This window comes from Mesomycoplasma dispar (assembly GCF_000941075.1).
Lineage (GTDB): Bacteria > Bacillota_I > Bacilli_A > Mycoplasmatales > Metamycoplasmataceae > Mesomycoplasma > Mesomycoplasma dispar.
Genome location: NZ_CP007229.1, coordinates 334829 through 354181, shown reverse-complemented (window position 1 = coordinate 354181; position 19353 = coordinate 334829). Strand labels below are relative to the sequence as shown.

The 19353-nt window shown below is 29.6% G+C and carries 13 protein-coding genes; 5 read left to right on the top strand and 8 right to left on the bottom strand.

What is annotated here, in order from left to right; all coding sequences use genetic code 4:
• Positions 1–17: 17 nt before the first annotated feature.
• Positions 18–827: a YcsE-related riboflavin metabolism phosphatase gene (locus MDIS_RS01315; protein WP_044635307.1), complete on the top strand. Its 810-nt coding sequence runs from the start codon at positions 18–20 to the stop codon at positions 825–827.
• A 1-nt stretch (position 828) separates the two neighbouring features.
• On the top strand, positions 829–1662 hold the full coding sequence (locus MDIS_RS01310; RefSeq protein WP_044635306.1) for an FAD synthase: 834 nt from the start codon (positions 829–831) through the stop codon (positions 1660–1662).
• On the opposite strand, the gene MDIS_RS01305 is transcribed toward MDIS_RS01310, so the two are convergent.
• Entirely contained in the window at positions 1649–2464 is an 816-nt protein-coding gene (locus MDIS_RS01305; protein WP_044635305.1) for a MurR/RpiR family transcriptional regulator, read from the bottom strand. The genes MDIS_RS01310 and MDIS_RS01305 overlap by 14 nt on opposite strands.
• A gap of 201 nt (positions 2465–2665) precedes the next feature.
• On the opposite strand from MDIS_RS01305, the gene MDIS_RS01300 reads away from it, so the two are divergent.
• The 3 genes from MDIS_RS01300 to MDIS_RS01290 all read left to right on the top strand — a co-directional run bounded on the left by MDIS_RS01300 (position 2666) and on the right by MDIS_RS01290 (position 10969).
• A complete protein-coding gene (locus MDIS_RS01300; RefSeq protein ID WP_044635304.1) occupies positions 2666–6082 on the top strand; it encodes a P97 family adhesin in 3417 nt (1138 codons plus the stop codon).
• Between the two features lie 9 nt (positions 6083–6091).
• On the top strand, positions 6092–9013 hold the full coding sequence (locus MDIS_RS01295) for a P110/LppT family adhesin N-terminal domain (RefSeq protein ID WP_044635303.1): 2922 nt from the start codon (positions 6092–6094) through the stop codon (positions 9011–9013).
• Between the two features lie 351 nt (positions 9014–9364).
• The gene (locus MDIS_RS01290; RefSeq protein WP_044635302.1) at positions 9365–10969 is read left to right on the top strand and encodes a CTP synthase; all 1605 of its coding nucleotides are present in this window, start codon (positions 9365–9367) and stop codon (positions 10967–10969) included.
• Here the strand turns inward: MDIS_RS01290 and pgsA are convergent.
• The 7 genes from pgsA to MDIS_RS01255 all read right to left on the bottom strand — a co-directional run bounded on the left by pgsA (position 10966) and on the right by MDIS_RS01255 (position 19306).
• Positions 10966–11574, bottom strand: a complete 609-nt coding sequence (gene pgsA / locus MDIS_RS01285; protein WP_044635301.1) for a CDP-diacylglycerol--glycerol-3-phosphate 3-phosphatidyltransferase — start codon at positions 11572–11574, stop codon at positions 10966–10968. The two genes, MDIS_RS01290 and pgsA, sit on opposite strands and share 4 nt — an antisense overlap.
• Positions 11559–12203 (bottom strand): MHJ_0274 family protein, encoded by a 645-nt coding sequence (locus tag MDIS_RS01280; RefSeq protein WP_044635300.1) that lies wholly within the window; start codon positions 12201–12203, stop codon positions 11559–11561. Before MDIS_RS01280 ends, pgsA begins: the two co-directional genes overlap by 16 nt.
• 39 nt (positions 12204–12242) lie before the next feature.
• Entirely contained in the window at positions 12243–14150 is a 1908-nt protein-coding gene (gene topA, locus MDIS_RS01275; protein WP_044635299.1) for a type I DNA topoisomerase, read from the bottom strand.
• A 17-nt stretch (positions 14151–14167) separates the two neighbouring features.
• A complete protein-coding gene (gene rplS / locus MDIS_RS01270; protein ID WP_044635298.1) occupies positions 14168–14533 on the bottom strand; it encodes a 50S ribosomal protein L19 in 366 nt (121 codons plus the stop codon).
• Positions 14534–14599: 66 nt separating this feature from the next.
• Positions 14600–15283 (bottom strand): tRNA (guanosine(37)-N1)-methyltransferase TrmD, encoded by a 684-nt coding sequence (gene trmD / locus MDIS_RS01265; RefSeq protein ID WP_044635297.1) that lies wholly within the window; start codon positions 15281–15283, stop codon positions 14600–14602.
• Between the two features lie 18 nt (positions 15284–15301).
• Positions 15302–15565, bottom strand: coding sequence for a 30S ribosomal protein S16 (gene rpsP, locus MDIS_RS01260; protein ID WP_044635758.1), 264 nt, complete (start codon positions 15563–15565; stop codon positions 15302–15304).
• Between the two features lie 150 nt (positions 15566–15715).
• Positions 15716–19306 (bottom strand): P110/LppT family adhesin N-terminal domain, encoded by a 3591-nt coding sequence (locus MDIS_RS01255; RefSeq protein WP_044635296.1) that lies wholly within the window; start codon positions 19304–19306, stop codon positions 15716–15718.
• Positions 19307–19353 lie beyond the last annotated feature (47 nt).

Below are 19353 nucleotides of genomic sequence, written 5' to 3'. Positions count from 1 at the left end.
TAAACTTTTTTATAAAAATGACCAAATTTAAAATTTTTGCCACCGATATTGATGATACAATTGTCCCACATGGCGGACAAGAAATTCCTGATAAAATTAATTTACTATTTTCTAAATTAAAGGAAAAAAATATTATCACAACTTTTGTCACAGGTCGTGATTTTGTAACAATTGGCGATTTAATAAATGCTAAAAATGTTGATTTTTTTATAGGAGCCAACGGCGCTTTTATTTACGATTTCAAAAAAAAGTCAATGATTTACGAGAACCCGATCCAACTTAGCGACTTTTTAAAAATAGTCGAATTTTTTGATGGCCGTAAAACTCGATATGTAATTATGGATGCTGAATGAATTTACACTTCAAATTATTATCCTTCAAATTCATCAAATTTTCTAAAAATTTATTCAGATAAAATTCGTCCTTTAAAAGAGTGTAATTTTAAAAATAAATTTCATATTTTCACAATTTTTGACAACCAAGATACAACTTCTGAAATCCAAATTGAGTTCCAAAATTTCATTGACGAAAATAATCTCCAAGTTTCAATTAGTTCCCGTTGATCGTGAGGTTTTTTTGTTGGCGCCAAAAATGTCGATAAAATGTCGACTTTAGAAGTTCTTGCAAAAATGCACAACGTCAAAACATCCGAAATTATTGCCTTTGGCGATTCGCGTAACGATTCCAAAATGATAAAAAATGTCGGTTTTGGCGTTGCAATGGAAAACGCTTTACCTGAAGTTAAAGAGGTTGCCGACGATTTTGCGCCGCCAATGGAGTTATGTGGCGTTTATCTTAAAGCAAAACAGTTAAAAATAATCGACTAAAATGACAAAAGTTTATACTTATCCAGTTCTTAATTTTAATTTTAAAAACCCTGTTTTTGTTCTTGGTGGTTTTGAATCTTTCCACTTGGGTCATTTAGAGTTATTAAAAAATGCTACTAAATTAACAGACGAAGTTGTTGTGATGTTAATTAAGGATCCAGCAAAACTTCCAAAAAACGGCAATAAAATTTTTTCCGATCTCGATGCACGAATTCAGATGATGGCAAATTCAGGCGTGAAAAATATTTTACTTTTTGATTTTGATAGTGAATTTCAGCAACTGAGTGGCGAAGGTTTTGTTAAAATCTTTATTGAATATGGAGCTAATTTTTTTGTTGTTGGACAAAATTTTGTTTTTGGAAAAAATGCTAATTGAGGAACAGAAGAACTTGTTAAATTATTTCCAAAAACAAAAATTGTTGAGCATCTTAGTGATTCAAATAGTAAAATTTCAACAAAAAATCTTAAATTATTCCTAGAATTTGGTGATTTTTTAAATTTGAATAAACTTTTAGCAACTAATTTTTTGGTTAGCATTAAATTAGACCAAGATGGAAAATTTAATTGAAATGAAAATTTAATTTGCCCTGCTGCCGGATTTTACCTTGCCTATTTTGTTATAGTTGAAAAAAATGTAAAATTACCATTAATTTTGCAGATTGAATTTGGAACTTTCACAGGAAAAGTTCATTTTTTTGAAAAAAGTGAAACTAATTCTGGTTTTTTAGAAATTGTTCAACAAATTAGATATATTTTTTCAAAGCAAAGCGATATTTTGAAAAAAAGCGATATTGAAACCGCTAAAAATTTTTTTACAAAAATTAATCAGACTTAATTTTTTTATACCAAACACGCCTAAATTCGTTGAAAAAATCAGAACGAGAAGAATTTAGTTTGCATTGAGCCTTTAAGGTGATTAAATCCGCGATAAAAAGTTGAGCAATTTTCGATCCAACGGAAAAAGCGCTGTTATTTTGCTCTAAAGCATCAAAATAGACAACTTCAGAACTATGGTTTTGTTCTAAATCAATATTTGAAGTTATAAAAATTGTATGAATTTGTTGCTGTTTTAGCAATTTAGAAATTGCGATTACGTCTTTTGAAGTCATTGAGGCTGAAAAAATAAATAAGCAAGTATTTGTTGACTTATCAACTCAAGATGCAATTTCTGAAATTGAATTTGCAGTAAAACTATTTAAATGCAAATTACGGAGACTATTTGCAAATTCTGTTGCAACAGTTAAAGAAGATCCTACCCCAAAAGAAATAATTTTCTCTTTTTCTAACATTGAATCAACAATTCTATCGATTTGTGCTACATCAAGAATTGCCAAAGTTTTTTCAATGCTATGAGCATAAAGAAGATTTATATTTTCAATTTGATCATTTTCATTGTATAAATTATTTTCTTTTTCGAGCTTAAGTCATTCAATAACAAACTTTTTAAGTTCCTTAAAATTGTTAAACCCAAGTTTTTTCGTTAATTGTGTAATTGTTCCTACACTAATAAATAAAGTTGCAGCAAGTTCATTAATCGTTTGCTCAACAAATTTTCTCGGTTTAGTTTCAATAAAACGGATAATTAATTTTTCAATGTGTGTTAGTTTAAAATTTTTAGAAATCGTTAGAACGCTCATAATTTTGAAATTATATAATAATTTAAAAAAAATTAAAGAAAATTCTTTAAATTTTCTGGAACAGCCTAAAAAATAAAACTTATTTTAATTTTTAGGTGTTCTAAAACCGCAAAAATACATTTACACTACATTATACAATAAATTTAGTATAATTTATAACAAAACCAGATTGAAAATCACAAATTGTGGAGGTTTAATTTTATGAAAAAACCAAAGCGGAAATCGCTCCTTGTTAATTTACAGAGTCACATTTTATCAAAAACCGGATTGGCTGTTGGCCTAGTTGGAATAGGAATTTTTACGACTGTTGCTGTTTTAACATCAAGAATTTCATATCCAGATAATCCACGACAGCAAGTTCAAGATTTTGCCAAAAAAATAAGTCTAATTTCGTTTAAGTTAGGCGATTTAACTGTTGATGATAATTATAATAGTATCAAAAAAATTATCTTTGATGAAAATGGCAAAAAACAAACTGATCTTGATTTTAATCGTCTGGTAGATGTTTTTCAAAAAACAAATGGTAGTTTAAACCAAAAAGTTGATTTCGGTGAAGAAATTGATAAAACTAAACCACATCTTGAGTTTCTCGAAATCAAACCTAATGACCAAAGTCATAGTTTTGAAATTAAATACCGTGTTGCCCAAAAATTAGCTGATGGAAATTTTGTCTATTCCGATAATTACACTCAAGATATCAGTTTTTCACAAAAATCGCAATTTTTACGGTCAAATTTTAACGCTTCCTTGCAAAAATTAGTAAAGATTTTTCGAACTAAATTTACTCCGATTACAGGAGAAGCAATTGCAAAACAATTTGCAGAGCAAGAAACTAAAAAATCAGATTCTACTATTTCCCCTTATTTAAAAAGGGCACAAGATGTCGCTGATTATTTCAATTTATCCCGTCAGCAAAAAGAACTAGAATCAAAAATTGACAAATGATTCCCTAATGCCAAACAAGTTTTATTGCAGTTATATCACGATAAAAACAATTTAATTCCTGATACTAACAATAAAATATTTAATTTTAGTTTTGCCAAAAATCAATTTAGCAACCAGTATGCAACTGTTGATCATAAAGATAATTTGAGTTTATTTCTTCAAGCCCAATTTAGTGCTGATGCACAGAAATTACTAAATTACCCTGATGTTAAAGAATGAATTGAACCAATTAAATTAATAAAAGATGATGGTAGTTCACTTTTTAGTTCATCAAAGTCGCTAATTGAAAATTTAGTTCTAAAGAAAATTAAACCAAAAAAAGCTATAAATTTAAGTGCTTTTGATTTTTTTAGTTTACTACAAAAAAAATCAACATTTTCAATTTTTGATGCAAGCAAAGATGCAACTGAAAAAATTAACCAAATTCTTGAAGAACCGCTTGCGTTTGATTTTGGTAAATTTTCCAATTTAGTTTCAAGTGCTTCACTTAATCAAAAGGGGCTTAATGTAATTTTTGATCCTTTTAGTGCCGAAATTCTTAAAAAAGATGGTAATTTTGTCGTTTCAATTCCTTATAAAATTCAGATTTTAGCAAGTTTTTATGGAAAAAATAGTGATGAAATAATCGAGGAAAAATCTGGAAAACTCGAATTAAGCCACTTTAGTTCAACTGAATCTGGCCAGGAACAAAATACGACATCGAATTCAGCACGAGAATTTATCTATAAAAAATCCGATCTCCAACTTTCAGAAGCGCAAAGAGCAAATGAAAAACTTAATCCAAAATATTTTTTACTTGATTCAAATAACCCTTATAGCCCAAATGAAATCAAAAAATTAATCAAAAATGGTGAATTTAGCAAATTAAAAGCAAAAATTGGCGCTCAAAGTGGTTATAAATACAACTTTTCAAATCACGAAAGTCTTGTAAATAGCTGAACTGGTAAGTCAAATTTCCCAAAAGAAACTGATTTCAAAAACTTTAAAAAAGATGAATCACTTCAAGCAAAAGAAACACACACTCTTTCGCTTGATTCGTCAAAATTTTTACAAAATCCGCACGAAATTGCGGCTTTCTATAGTTCTTTAACAAAACAGAACCCGCAAAAAATTGTGAAAACTTTTTTTGAACTATTAAAAGCGGCAGGACTAATTTTTGACTTCGCCGATCTTGATAATGACTTTCAATTTGATTGGAACAATATTTTCAAAAGTGCAAGTAAAATAAGACTAAATTCACAAAATTACACTAGCTTAAGTTTTAATAATCAGTATGCTAATATTGACTCTTCAAGTTTTTTAGCAACGCTATTTTTACCTGAAAATTTAAAAAATCAAATCAAAAAGCTTGAAAATGATAGCGAAATTCTTTCAAAACTAACTTCTCAAAAATTGTTTAACGACAAAAACGAGCAAATTTTAAAAGATGTTTTCCAAAGTTATGAAGAAGCGACTAATTTCGAAACTCTTGCCGACGTTTTAGCCGCTTTTTATTATAAAGTTGGACTTCTAGACAACTTTGCAACTTGAAGTCAAATTGGAGAATTAGACTCTGAAATCGTTTTTAACGAAGTCGATGACGCTGAAAATGAAAAGAATCTTGAGGATGCTAAAAGCGAAATTGAAAAACTAAAATCTGATTCAGGAGCAAGTTCTAGTACAGATTCACAAGAAACTGAACAAAAAAACTTTAAATCAATTACTTATTTTTACAAAATCGGTAAAAAAGATGCAAATGGTAAAATCTCAACTCCAGTTTTCGAAACTCCAAAAACTACACTGATTCTAAAAACAATCAGTGAAAAACAAGCAAAAGTTAATGAGGTTACAAAAAAACTTGACGAAATTATCGATGCGATTCCCGTTTCTTATGAAACAATTTATTTAACTGAAGAAGAGTTTCAAAAATTAACAAACAACGGAAGTGGGACTGATTCTACTCAAGCAGCACAAATGGTAGCGGCTAAAATTGCTAAATCAAGTCTGTTGCTAAAAAACGAAGATAAACATTTAATAACAAATTTTACAGATACTGAAGAAACAACTAGTCAAGAAAGTGAACAAGTGGAAGCTCAAGAACAAACTCAAGAAACTGAAGCGCCTGCTGCTCCGGCTCCTGCAGAAAAAAGTTCTCCAGAATCATCTGAAAATGAAAATGATTTAACTAAAAAATTACCAAAAGTTGGAAAACTAATCAGCGATATTATTAAAGAAAATTACAAAAAACTCTTTAATTTAAAATATGATTCAAAACTTAAAATTAAAGTTGAAGTAAGAAACAATGACAATTTTGGGGATCAAAATCAAAAGCGTCTTACAATTCAAGTTGGAATTCCTGAAGATTACATTGAAGAAATCGGAAAAGAAACAGAACAACCTAAAACAGAAAATGACGAGTCAGAAAAAGCAACAAAACCTAGCGATGCAGAAGGGCGGACAGAAGAAGCAACAACCGAAGAAAGTTCAACTTCTGATACAACTGCTTCAGAAACCACTGTAAGTCAAACTGTTTCTGAAACCGCACCAGCGGAAACTGCTGCTCCGGCTCCTGCAGAAAAATCTCCCGTTGAACCTAAAGAAGAAAAATACCGTTATTCAAAAAAATTCAACATTACTGTAATTAAAAAATCTAGTCAAACTACCGCAGAAACTGAAGAACCAAAACAAAAATAGGAAATAACTATGAAATCGAAAAAACAATTTAAAATAATTGCCATTGGATTAGGAACTACGATTATTGCCTCTGGAATTGTTGGGGTTTCGGTCGGAATTAGTTCTTATAACAAATCATATTTTCAAAAAGTTATTGAAAAATCTAACGAGTTTAAACTTGATACTAAATCTGTTTTTGATAATGAAAAAGTTGCAAATTCACTTGATAAAGTAAAAATTGTGCCTAAATTTACCGATTTTTCGGCAAAATCAGCATTTGAACTTGCAAAAAATCCTTTATACAGTTTTGATTTAGCGCAAGCTTTTGACTTTAGCGATTTAGAAAAACAAGGTTTTGAAGTTAGTTTTGACTTTAATAGTGCAAAAGTTGAAAAAAACGCTATAAATAACGTGCTGGTTTTTGTAACTGACCCAAAAACTAACGCAACATTAAGTAAAAAAGTAAATTTTTCTGGTTTTAGTCCAAAAACTGAATCAAACCAACTTCAAGATTTTAATGTTGATACTGTAAAATCTTCACTAGTTTTAAAATCTAAACTTTTAACTAGTGCATCTGAATTAAAAGTTAGTTTGGAAAATTCCTATGCAAAGTTTCGAAAAAGTGCAGATTCTGCAGAATCACTCGAACGTGCTTTAGTTGAAAATAATTTAAACCTTAATTTAGTAAACGCTCAAGATTTACCGACTTATTTGGATAACAACCAAATAATAAAACCAATTTTAAAAGATACTTCACTTGTTTTCAAAGACGTTGATGACAAAAAAGGAACTCTAACTTTTAGTTTAGAAATCGAAAATCTTGTAACAAAAACAAAACAAAGTCTTGATTTGAAAATTCAAGGTCTTAATACAAACGAAGAAATTTTTAAAGGGCTTTCTGATGAAATCAGTCAAAAAGCTGCAAAAATATTTAAATTAAAAAAAGAAATTCAAGCCGAACTAATCAACCAAGATCAATCACTTGCACAAAAAATATACGCAAAATCAAACACTAATTTTGATTTTAGCAAATATTTCGACACTAATAATCTCCAAGAAAAAATTCTTTTTTCAAGTGCCGATGGACAAACTTGACAGTTAAAAATCACTCCATCACTAAAAAAATTAGATGATAAAGAAGCCGCTGAATTATCAAAAAATTCACAAGTTCGTTTTTCATTAACAATTTCTGCTAACAAAATTGGCAGAACGCCAATTAAAATTAGTGATTTTGAACTTGATTTTGATTTACAACCTGACTTACGTAGTTTGGAACGAAAAATTGCCAAAGCACAAGGAAGTGTTGCAAAAATTACTAATTTTTCGCTTAATAAACCGGAAAGCGCACCAACTGTGACTGCGACGCAAATTAATTTATATGTAAAACAAATTTTTGATATAATCAAAAGCAATTCAAGTTCTGATAATTCAACAATTGCCGAAAAAGTTGCTTCAAATGCTTACTTTTTAGAACACGGAAAAACTGGAACAGACGAAGAAATTAAAAAATTTAAAGAAAAACTAACATCTGAAATTAGCAAAGATTCAACCGTTAAAGTCGAATCTCCCGAAGAAGAAAAAGACCCTAAAAAACCTGAAGAACCAGAGTCAGCAAAAAACGGACTTGGAGTTGCGGTTGTTAAAACTTTACTTTTAGCAAAAACAGACCCAGAAAATATTGATCTTAAGTTCAATTTAACACCTTTAACAAAAGCAGTTGAGTTGAATTTTGCAATAGTTAATAAAAAAACAAACGAAAATCTTGCCGATTCAAAAATCGTTGTAAATAATGTATTCAGTGCCAAAACTGCCTTTGATGTTGCCAAAGAATTTAGTCCTTTAGTTTTCATCGATGGAAAAAACGATGTTAAAACTGAAAGTGATGGTCAGTCAATTTTAACCGACTTTAGTCGCCCAGAACTGAAATTTAAAGGATACATTAAAAAAGAAAACGATGGTTATTCAATCACCAAATCAATTAAGTTTCAGGAAAAACCAGCAGAAGGTTCAGGTTCTGCTGGTTCTGCTGTTGGCGGAAAAGGAGAAAATCAATCTAACCCAACTGATATTCAACACGGTTCTTTCTTTTTAGCTTTCAAAATCAACGGAATTAACGATTTTAACAAACATTATTTAGTCGCTTCAAAAGAGGGAAAAGGATTGTTTATTCAAAAGGTAAGAAATGTAGAGGCAAAAGCTAGTTTTAAAAACGATGAAAGTGGTAAAAGGCAAGAAATTGAAGCTCAACAAATTTCAAATGAATCACCAAAATTCGCCTATATTTTAGGTATGGATTTTGATGTGAATTTTGGCGAACTTTTTAACAATGGACAAGGCGTACAAGTTGGAAACGGTGTCCAAAGACCTGTCACAAAACAACAAGCGCTTGTTTTATCTCCCGAAATTCTTAAAGAAATTAAAGCAAACCAATTTCCTGAACTAACTCGAGAAAGTATTAATGACACAAAAATAACACTAAAAAACCAAGTTATGTGAGGTCGTGAGTTTCAACAAAATAATAATTTTGAATCTGATGCACAGTTTATTCAAGATGGTTCAACGATTGTTCTTGAACTTTTTATCAAAAAAGAAAACGGTTCTGGTGGCAAACTCGAATTAACTGGTTATTCTTCTACTAGCCAAAGACCAAAATTTGACAAGGTTTTCTCAACTACAAGTTTTAAAAAGGGTGTTGGTAATTTAAAAGATATCAACACCTACAATTTAGATTATTACCAAATCGGACCAAACCCTGAAGTTGTCAAGACTAGCCAGGATTCTCAAACCGATGATCAAGGTCTAAAACCTCCAACTTACCCTGATTCTCGTGCTAAAGTTTTAATCAAAGCTTTTTCTGCAATCCGTAATTCTGATTTTGGTGGCGATGAAGAAGCGACTAAAGTTGCTCGTGAAAAAGTTTTAGAATCTTTTGTTAATGCTTATTTAGAATAGATTTACTTTAAATTTTTAAGACTGAAATTCAAAAAAACCTATTTTCATAGGTTTTTTTGTGAATTAATTTTGCTATTAATAAATTAGGTAAAAAAATATTGTTCAATTATTATTCTATTTTTGTTATAATATTAGTAACTAAAAAAGTGCAAGTTTATCTAAAAATTTTAGTTTTTATGTTCAATTATTAAGATTAAAAAATACTTTAACCCATTTTTTCTTAATGGACAAAATCTATTTTTGCAGTTAAGAAAAAATGGGTTCTTTATTTTACAAACGGTAAAATTAGATGCTGTTTCCGTAAAAAAACACTTTAAATTATGGTATAATTTTGAATTTTAAGGAATAATTATGACTAAATTTATTTTTGTTACTGGTGGAGTTTTATCCGGAATTGGTAAAGGTGTATCAGTTGCTTCTGTTGCAAATTTATTAAAAAGTTGTGGTTATTCTGTTTATATTTTAAAATTAGATCCATACTTGAATGTTGATCCGGGAGTTTTATCACCTTATGAGCACGGTGAAGTTTTTGTTACCGCTGATGGTGGTGAAACTGATTTGGATTTAGGGCATTACGAAAGATTTGTTGCCCAAAATTTTTCAAAAGATTCTAATCATACAAGTGGTAAAATTTTACTTTCAATAATTGAAAAAGAGAGAAAAGGGTTTTATCAGGGGAAAACTGTTCAAATAATTCCGCATGTTATTGATGAAATTATTTTGCGGATTAAAAATGTAGCAAATAAATATCAAAGTGATTTTGTTTTAGTAGAAATTGGTGGTACAGTTGGCGACATGGAATCAAATCCATTTTATTTTGCCGCATCACAAATGGCTGCTGAGTCAAATTTTAAAAATGTTTTTTTTATCCACACAACTTACATTCCCTATTTGTTTGCATCTGGCGAGTTCAAAACCAAACCGGCACAGTTTTCAATTGCAAAATTAAATTCGCGTGGAATTCGTGCAAATGCGATTTTTCTCCGTCTTGAAAACGAAAAAATGGAAGAGCATGTTGCTAAAAAAGTAGCAAAAAGTGCCTTTTTGCCATTAGAAAATATTATCATCATCCCTAATCTTAACAATATTTACCAGCTTCCACTTTTACTTGAAAAAACCAATTTATTAAATTCGATATTTTCTCATTTTCAATTAGAATTTCGCCAGCCAAAGTTGGAAAAATGGCGAGAATTTACTAAATTATTGTTAAAAAAGTGGGATAAAACACTAAAAATTGCCGCACTTGGAAAATATACCCAGTTCCTTGATGCCTATAAGTCAATTTTAGAAGCTTTCAAAATTTCGGCAGCTTATCAAAAAATCAATCTTGAATTAGAATTTTTTGATACTGCAAAACAGGATTTTTCAGTCGAAATACTTAAAAATTTTCAAGGAATAATAATTCTTCCCGGATTTGGTTTTCGCGGATTTGAAAACAAAGTAGAAGCGGCAATTTTTAGTTATCAAAATAATATTCCCACAATCGGAATTTGTCTTGGGATGCAAGCAATGACAGTTGCAATTGCAAGGTTAAATGGAATTAAAAATGCACATTCTGCTGAATTTCTAGCCGAAAAACCAGATCAGATTAGTGTTCTTGATTATAATAAAACCGATGGTTCAAAATTACAAATCGGTGGAACTCTGCGACTTGGCGAGTATAAAGTGATTTTTGCTGAAAACTCAAAAATTGCAAAGATTTATGGTAAAAGTTTTGCATTCGAGCGTCATCGTCACCGTTTTGAAGTTGTTAAAAAATATTTAGATAAGTTAGAAAATTCTGATTTTAGTTTTAGTGGAAGAGATTCGATAACTGATTTAATCGAAGTTTGTGAGTCAAAATCACATATTTTCTACATTGGTGTGCAATATCATCCTGAATTTGTGGCACGACCACTCGATCCACATCCGCTTTTTAATAGTTTTTTAAAGGCAATTATTGAAAAAGTTGACTAACTTGCAATTTTATCTTTTGCTAGTTTTGTAATTGGACTTATATAAAAAAGTCCTGAAACTATTGCGATGAAAGCAGAAATAATTACCCCTAAATTAAATAAATAGAAGTGTTTGTTATAGAAGTTTTTGTCGTAAAATTCGACACTAATTGAATAACCTATAAAAATTATCGAAATTGCGATAATTTGTAAAACAGTTTTTGATTTTCCCCAAAAATTGGCAGCAACATTGATATTTTTTTTGGCTAAAAAGATTCTTATTCCATCGACAATAACATCTCTTAGAATAAAAATTAGCACAAAACCTCATGGCACTAAAGATAAATACGCTAAAAAGAAAAAGGTTGTTGTTGTTAAAATTTTATCGGTAATCGGATCAAAAACTTTACCAAATTCAGAGACAATTTTCCATTTTCTTGCAAGAAAACCATCAAATAAATCAGAAAGGCTAGCAAGTATAAAAACAACAAACGAAGTATAGAAAAGGTAGAAATTGTTTATTTTGCTAAAAAAATAAAGAAAAGAAGCAATTATTAATGCTGCAACTATTCGGAAAAATGTTAAAGAATTAACGAAATAAAATTTGATTTTTATCTTTTTTTTCATTTTTTTCAAAATGGTAATTTTTTTATATTTAACGGAACTCGGTGAGTTTCTAAATAATTATCACATAGTTTGATAATTTCTTCATTTTTAAGATTGCCTTTTTTTAAATCAATAATTAAAGAATGATAATATTTAAGAAATTGGTTTTTTTCTTCATTAAAAAAAACCAAAATTGTCTTATCAAAATCTTTTAGGTAAATGGCAAAATCTGAAAAATACTTAATTTCAACAGCATTGCGTTTTTTTCATAAATTAGATTTACTATTTGCTAATAATGCTAAATTGTCAAAAAAAATTCTTTCAGTTTCATAACCTGATTTAAGAATTTGGGCAACAATTGGATCTTTTTGTAAAGATTGGAGATGAGTTTTGGCAACATTGTTAACATCGGACATTTTTAATTTGTTTCCGACAACAAAATTATCGACTAAATCATTGTTTTTTTCAATAATTATTATGATACGTGCTAAAAAAATTGCCAAGGTTTTATTGGTTAACTGTTTTAGTTCTTCTTTTTCCTCTTTCAGTTTTCGCAATTTAAATTTGTTAGAAATAAAACTATAAGAAAAAAAACCAACAAGGAAAGTTATAAGTAAGGCGATTACAACAATTAAATTAGTATCAATCATAATTTTTTTCTGTTTTTAGATAAAAATAAAAAATAGTAATTATTTACTATTTTTTTTAGCATTTTTTGCATAAAAGCGGTAAACTTTTTTTGCATCAGGATCAGGTTTTAAAAAACGACACTTTGGAAAACTACTACATCCGATAAATCGTTGACTTGTTTTGCGATTATAACGATAAACTAAATCAGAATCACATTGCGGACATTTTTCACCGGTAGATTGAATTTCCATTACCACTTTTTCAATTGCTTCGGCGTCGTTAATAATGTTTTCAATTTTTGATCACATTGAATCAAGATATTGTTTATAATCTTGTTTTCCTTGCGCAATTAAGTCAAGTTCTTCTTCAACGTTGGCGGTAAATTTAGCCTCGATTATATCAGGGGAAATTTTTGCAAGATTATCATAGACAATTTCACCAAATTCACTTAAAATTAATGATTTTGACTCAGAATCAACGTATAAATGATCTTTTAGTTTTTTAACTGAAACTGCAAAAGTTGAAGGACGACCAACTTTTTCATCATCTAATTTTTCAATTAGTGTTCCATCATTAAAATGTGCAGGCGGTTTTGTCTCGTGCTTTGACGATTTTATTGATTTTTCAAATTTTTCGCTAACAGCAAATTCGGTATCAATTAATTGATCTAATGACTTAAATTCAGGCTTGAATTTCAAAATTGGTAATTCTGTCGCTTTGTAGTAACCATCGAAAATAAATTCTGAATAACTGTAAGTAAATAAATGTTTTTTTGAAGGGCTTTGAAATGTAAGTCGGGTAATTTTTCGAACTGGTACTTCCATCATCGCTTCAATTGTGGTTCGATAAATTAACTGATAAATTTGGAAATCAATCGCTGTTAGTGGGTATTTTTCTTTTGCTAATTCCGGAGTTAATTCTAAATTTGTTGGTCTAATCGCTTCGTGGGCATCTTGGTCGCCAGCAAAACCTTTAATTGTTTTTGCAAAATAATTTTCGCCAAAATTTTTAACAATAAATTCTTTCCCTTTTTCGAGAAAAGTTTGGCTAAGACGAGTAGAATCAGTTCTTGGATAAGAAATTAGACCATAATCACCGAAACCTTCGTATAGTTTTTGCAATGAAAGTGAAACTGCAGAAGACGAAAATTGCGACATTTTTTTGAAAACAGTCGCTTGTTTTAAAGGTGTTATTTTCGGATCTTTCTTTTCTGATCGATTGATTTTATCTAAAATTAAATAAGGTTTTTCTTTAATTTCGTTAATGATTTCAGTAAGATCAGTCTCTGAATTAATTCAGTCTGCCTTTTTTGAATCATTTTTAGAATTATAATAATTGACTTCAAAAGTATCTTTGTTTTCATCGCTAAGTTCAATTAACAAATTGAAATAAGTTTCTGGTTTAAATGCCCGAATTTCTCTTTCACGATCAACAATCAACTTTAAACCAAAAGACTGAACACGACCTGCCGCTGGATTTTTTGGCGGATTTTTAATCTTAGATTTTAACAATGCCGTAAGACGAAAACCGATTATTCGGTCTAACATTCGTCTTGTTTGCTGTGAATTTATAAGGTTTTGATTAAGTTCACCTGGGTTTTCAAGAGCGTGCAGAATTGCCGTTTTGGTAATTTCGTTATATTTAATTCGCTGATATTTATCAGCAATTTCTAAATACTCAACAAGCGATGAACCAATTGCTTCACCTTCGCGATCAGCATCGGTTGCGATTATTACTGTTTTAGCTTTTTTTGCTAATTTTTTAATTTCGGTAATTGTTTTCTTTTTAGTTTTATCAATTACATAAGATGGAGTTCAAGTGCTAACATCAATTCCTAATCCGTGTTTTCCAGTTTTTGCTAAATTTGTGATATGACCAACGCAAGCAGTAACTTTGTAAGTTGAATCAAGGTAGGACGAAATTGTGTTGATTTTATTTGGTGATTCGACAATTATTAACTTTTCCACGATTTATCTATTAATTTTTATTGTGCTTTTAATTCTTTTCGCTTAATTTCTTTTAGACGTGCTGATTTTCCAGAACGCTGTTTCATATAATATAATTTAGCGCGACGAACTTTATTAGAACGAACAACTTCAATTTTGTCAACAAGTGGTGAATGAAGTAAAAAAGTTCTTTCAACTCCAACTCCGTGAGAAATTTTTCGAACTACAAAACTTGATGATAATCCATTTTTTTTGAATTTTATTACAAGACCCTCGAAAATTTGAATCCGAGTTTTGTTCCCTTCTTGAATTTTAAAGTGAACACGAACATTATCACCAGGTTGAAATTGCGGAAACTGACGAAGTTGACTTGATTCGACAATTTCTATCAATCTTGATTGCATTTTAACTCCTTTTATTTTTTAAATTTCCATTATTAACTTTTTTTACAAATTATAACGGAAATTTTTTTATTTACTTGCTTTTAATTTTAAAAATTTTTCCCACAAATCAGGTCGCTTTTTTTGAGTAATTACTTCTCTCTGTTTTTGCCGTCACAATTCAATTTCTTTATGATTTCCTGAAATTAAAACTTCTGGAACCAAAAGTCCGCGAAAATTCGCTGGACGGGAATATTGTGGATAATCTAGCAAAAAATCATTGAAAGTTTCATTTTTTAAAGAATCTAAATTTATTACATTGGGTTTTAAACGGATTATCGCATCCATTATTGCCATTGCCGCAATTTCACCGCCCGTTAAAATAAAATCACCTATTGATAATTCAAAATCAATAAAATTATCAATAATTCTTTGATCAAAACCTTCATAATGACCACATAAAAGTGTAATTTCAGGTTCGCTTGCTAATTTTCTAGCAATATTTTGATCAAACTTTTTACCTTGAGGGCTTAATGCGATTTTTATACCACCAACTTTTTCCAGGGCAGCAACAACAGGTTGAACTTGTAAAAGCAAACCAGGTCCGCCACCATAGACGTAATCATCAACTTTTTGGTGCTTATTTTCGCTAAAATCACGAAAATTAACAACATTTATCGTTATTTTATTTTCTTTTATTGCTTTTCCAATAATTGATTCAGAAACAAAAACATCAAAATAACGAGGAAATATTGTTAAAATATTAATTTTCATTTGTTAGATTTAGAAAAATTAAGAACTTACTTTTTGATCTAAAAAGGCTTTAAATACGCCTTTTTTAGTAAAAATATTTCGAACTGTATCTGTTGCCTGGGCACCAACGTGCAATCAACGATATGTTTTTTCTAAATTGACATTAGTTATTTTTTGTTTTGGATTATAGTATCCGAGCGACTCTATAAATCTTCCATCACGCGGTGCGCGTGCATCAGCAACGACAATTCTATAAAAAGGGTTAAATTTTGAACCCATTCTTTGGAGTCGAATTTTTACCATTTTTGCTCCTTCCTTTTTTATATTATTATTAATATGTTTTTTTGCGTGATTTTTCAATTATACCACAACATAAAAATAAAACCAAACGATTTTTTTGTAAATAAAATGTGAAATCATCGAAAACACTTTAAATTTACGTGTTTTTTTGAATTAATTTAAATATTGTTTAAGAAAATTTGTACCAATCTCGTCTGCTGAATCAGTTGTTTTAGTTCGGGCAGAAAGAGTTTGATTTGTTTCAGATTCTTCAGAATTTTTAAAAACCATAAACCCTTTTAAAAACATTTGCGCACCTGAAAGATGTGGTCCAATTTTTGCAAAATCTAGATTGAATAAATCTTCCTTGCTTTCGTTTTTATATGCATCTAAAAAACTTTCTAAATCCAAAGTAGATTCTAAATAATCAGTAAAAGGATTTTTTGCGTTTTGATTATAAACTCTTAATTTTAAAGTATTATTTTCAAAAATTAGCCTTAAAACTAATGTTGCTTCAGCATCAAAATTAGCAAAAAATTTATCAGGGATTTTTTGTTCTTGATTAAATTTACTTTCAGATCCAACTTCTAATTTTAATTGGCTAATATCATTTAAATTTCCATCTTTATCAATTGATTTTAGTGTTTTTTTATCAGAAATTACATTTTCTGGATCGATATAAGATAACACAAAATTAGCCTGATCTTTTGGGATTATAACCGAGCTAAATGCGTCAAAAGCAAGTGCATAAACTGGTTTTTCTGCAGTTTTTATATTTTTATTTAACTTTTTAAAACTGATTTCATCAGTTTTCATTCTGACTCGCTGAATAAAAAATCCTCTTGGATTTTCACTTTTTGAACTAAAAAAATAATGACGTTTGTAATCATCAATTTTGTTCATTTTCAAAGACATCAAAAGCAATCCATTTTTAATTTTTGTCGCATCTTCATCAGGGTTTTTTAACTCTAATTCAAATGAATTGTTAGTTAAAATTCCATTTTGAATTTGTTTTATTTCTTCTTTGATTCGTTCAACGAAAAATTCAGGATATTCATTTTTATGTTCTTTTACATATTTTTGCTCATCAGGATCAAGCAAATCAAGCGATGGAACTTCGATTTTAGTCGGTTTATATTTTAAATCTTCACGGTTAAAGTCCCGTAATGATTCGATTTTTCTAGTATCTACATTAATTATCGGACTTCTTCTACCATCAATGAAAATACTTGATTGAAATTTTTGTGAAACATCGTATGCAAAACTACTATCAAGATTATCGATTATTAATTTTGCAACAGCCAATGTTTTGCTGTTAGACTTTAAAATTGCCTTTATTTCAAGCGAGTTTTGGTCAAAATCATCTACTGAAAATTCAATTTTACTATCACTTGCCGATTTATAATTTTCTGGATTTAACAAATTGTAAAGATTTAGACCAATTTTGGAAGAATTATTTTTTAATTTAGTTATTTCCGCATTCTTAACAATTTTTTCTGTTTTTTTAGGTGTTTTTTCATCTTTTTTTGGTTCAACAGGAGAAGTATTTGGTGAAGCTTCAGTGTTTGAACTGCTAGATTCGCCCGAACTTTCTACTGCTTCTTCTTGAAATTTTGTTACTTGAATTCTAGCATCTGATTGCGAAGTAGATTGTGCTGCCGAATCTTGCTGACCAGAATTTTGACCGTTTTGATTAGTAACTTGCGAATTTTTTCCTGCTTGCGATTCAGGAGAACTAGTTTCAGATTGAGAATTTCCTTTATTTTTTGAATCTCCTGACTGAGATTCTTCAAGTTTTGAAGTTTGGTCTTTAGGATCGTTCTTGTCAGATCCAGCGACCGTTTCACCATTTTTTTTAGGTTTTTCTTCAGGTTTTGGCTTTGTTTTTTCAGTTTCTTCGTCTTTTTTAGAATTATTTTCAATAATTTCAACTTTTCCAAGTTTTTCTGCTTGTTGTTTTAACAATTCCCGATAATTTTTATGTTCTTCATCGCTTGGGGCATAACCATAATCTAATGTGTATAATTTTTTGGTAATTTCGCTCTGATTTTCACTGAATTTATTATCTTTTGCTAAATTGATAATTTCGTTAATAATTTTTTTAACTTCAACAGTTGGAAGTGCTGGTGATTTTTCGTTATAAACGAAATTAATTCTTTTAACAAATTCATTATTTTCAGTTTGAACATCAGGATTAGAAAAGGCAACAAACAATAATTTCTGGTGATTTGATAATTTTGGAACTGCAAATTCAATTGTTGACTGGTTTGATTCGCTAACTAAAAAATTGCTAAATTTCAGACTTCCCGATTTGCCTCGAAGTTCTAAATGCGTTTTTAAATCGTTAGTATAAGTCGAAAGTTTTTCGTTAATTTCTTGAAGATAAGGCGATTTTAGACCCATTTTTTTGTAAATAACAATCGATGGAATCAATCTAATTTTACCTTCTTTAATTAGTTTATCTTTTTCATTTTGGTCTAGATTTTTAGGGAACTCAAATCCTGTTAAATTTACCTTAATTGAGTCAAGATTTTCATCGTTTATATCAACTTCAAAAGTATTTTTTGGATCTTTTTTGAAGTTAAAATACGAAAGAAAACTATCATATTGATAAATTTTTTCTTTATCTTTGTCTGCATCAAACCCAGATCCTTCTGCTTTTTCTAGATTGGATTTTCTAATTATTTTTTCAATTGTTGTTGCAATTGCTTCTGATTTTTTTCCGTATAAAACTTCGGAAAGTGTTTTATTTTCGCTAATCAAAGTAGTTTGGATTTCTGGACGTAAAGATATATAATCATTCAACTTTTCAGCAATTTTTTTAGCAGCAACATCAAAAATTTTACTAATTTTTGTTAGCCCTTGAACTTCAAGGTTGAAATTTTGAACTTTTCCCGCTTTTTCAAAACTAAATTCAATTGCTAATTTAGCACTTTCGTCATCGACTGAAGTGAATTTTAAGTTAAAAACTTTTGAATTTTCAGTTGCCCGTTTTTTTTCTGCCTCCGAAATTGCTAACTGTTTTTCTTGTGAAGCAAGTTCGTTTTGTTTAAAAACTGGTGAAACTTTTGCATCTGCCTTTAAAAAAGTTGGCTCGCCAACTGCATTGACAAGATCAAGACTGGCATCTAATTTTGCAAGTGCGCTTAAAAAAGCTTGGAAATTATTTTTATTACTTTTTTGCTCTTCTTGAAAAAGATCTTCTAATTTATAGGCAAATTGGGTTGGAAATACCATTTTTTTGCTATTTAGCATAATTTTAGACTTGTTAGTATCAAGGTCAAAATTATCAGAACCACTAAAATCGCCAAAACCACTTACGATAATTTTTTTCGAATAAGTTAAATGATAGTTTTTATTTGTAGCCGAAACGATTAAATCAGTAATTGAATTTTGCTGAGCTTTTGCATTTTTAATATCAATTGAGACTAGAAAACCTTTTGCCTCAAGCTCGCCAAAATCAAGTGCTTGCAATAAATTAAACGGATAATTTGGGTCTTTTGCAAGATTTAAAAGGTATGAAGCGCTAAATTTTTTATATTTTTCCCGAATTTTTACTTTTGAAACTAGATCAGAAAATTCTGACTCAGAAATTCCAAACTTTGGATTTATCGCAAAATTTTGGTTGCTAATATTACCTTTGACTTGCGAAGCATAAGAAGATTCAAAAACCGTTAAAGCGATCGGGACTGCAACAATCGTGGTAACAATTGCCGTCAAAGAAAAACCAACTGTCATTATACTTTTAGGTGTGTTTGGTTTCATATTTTTTAACTCCAAATTGAATTATTTTAAAGATTTTGATGGATAAA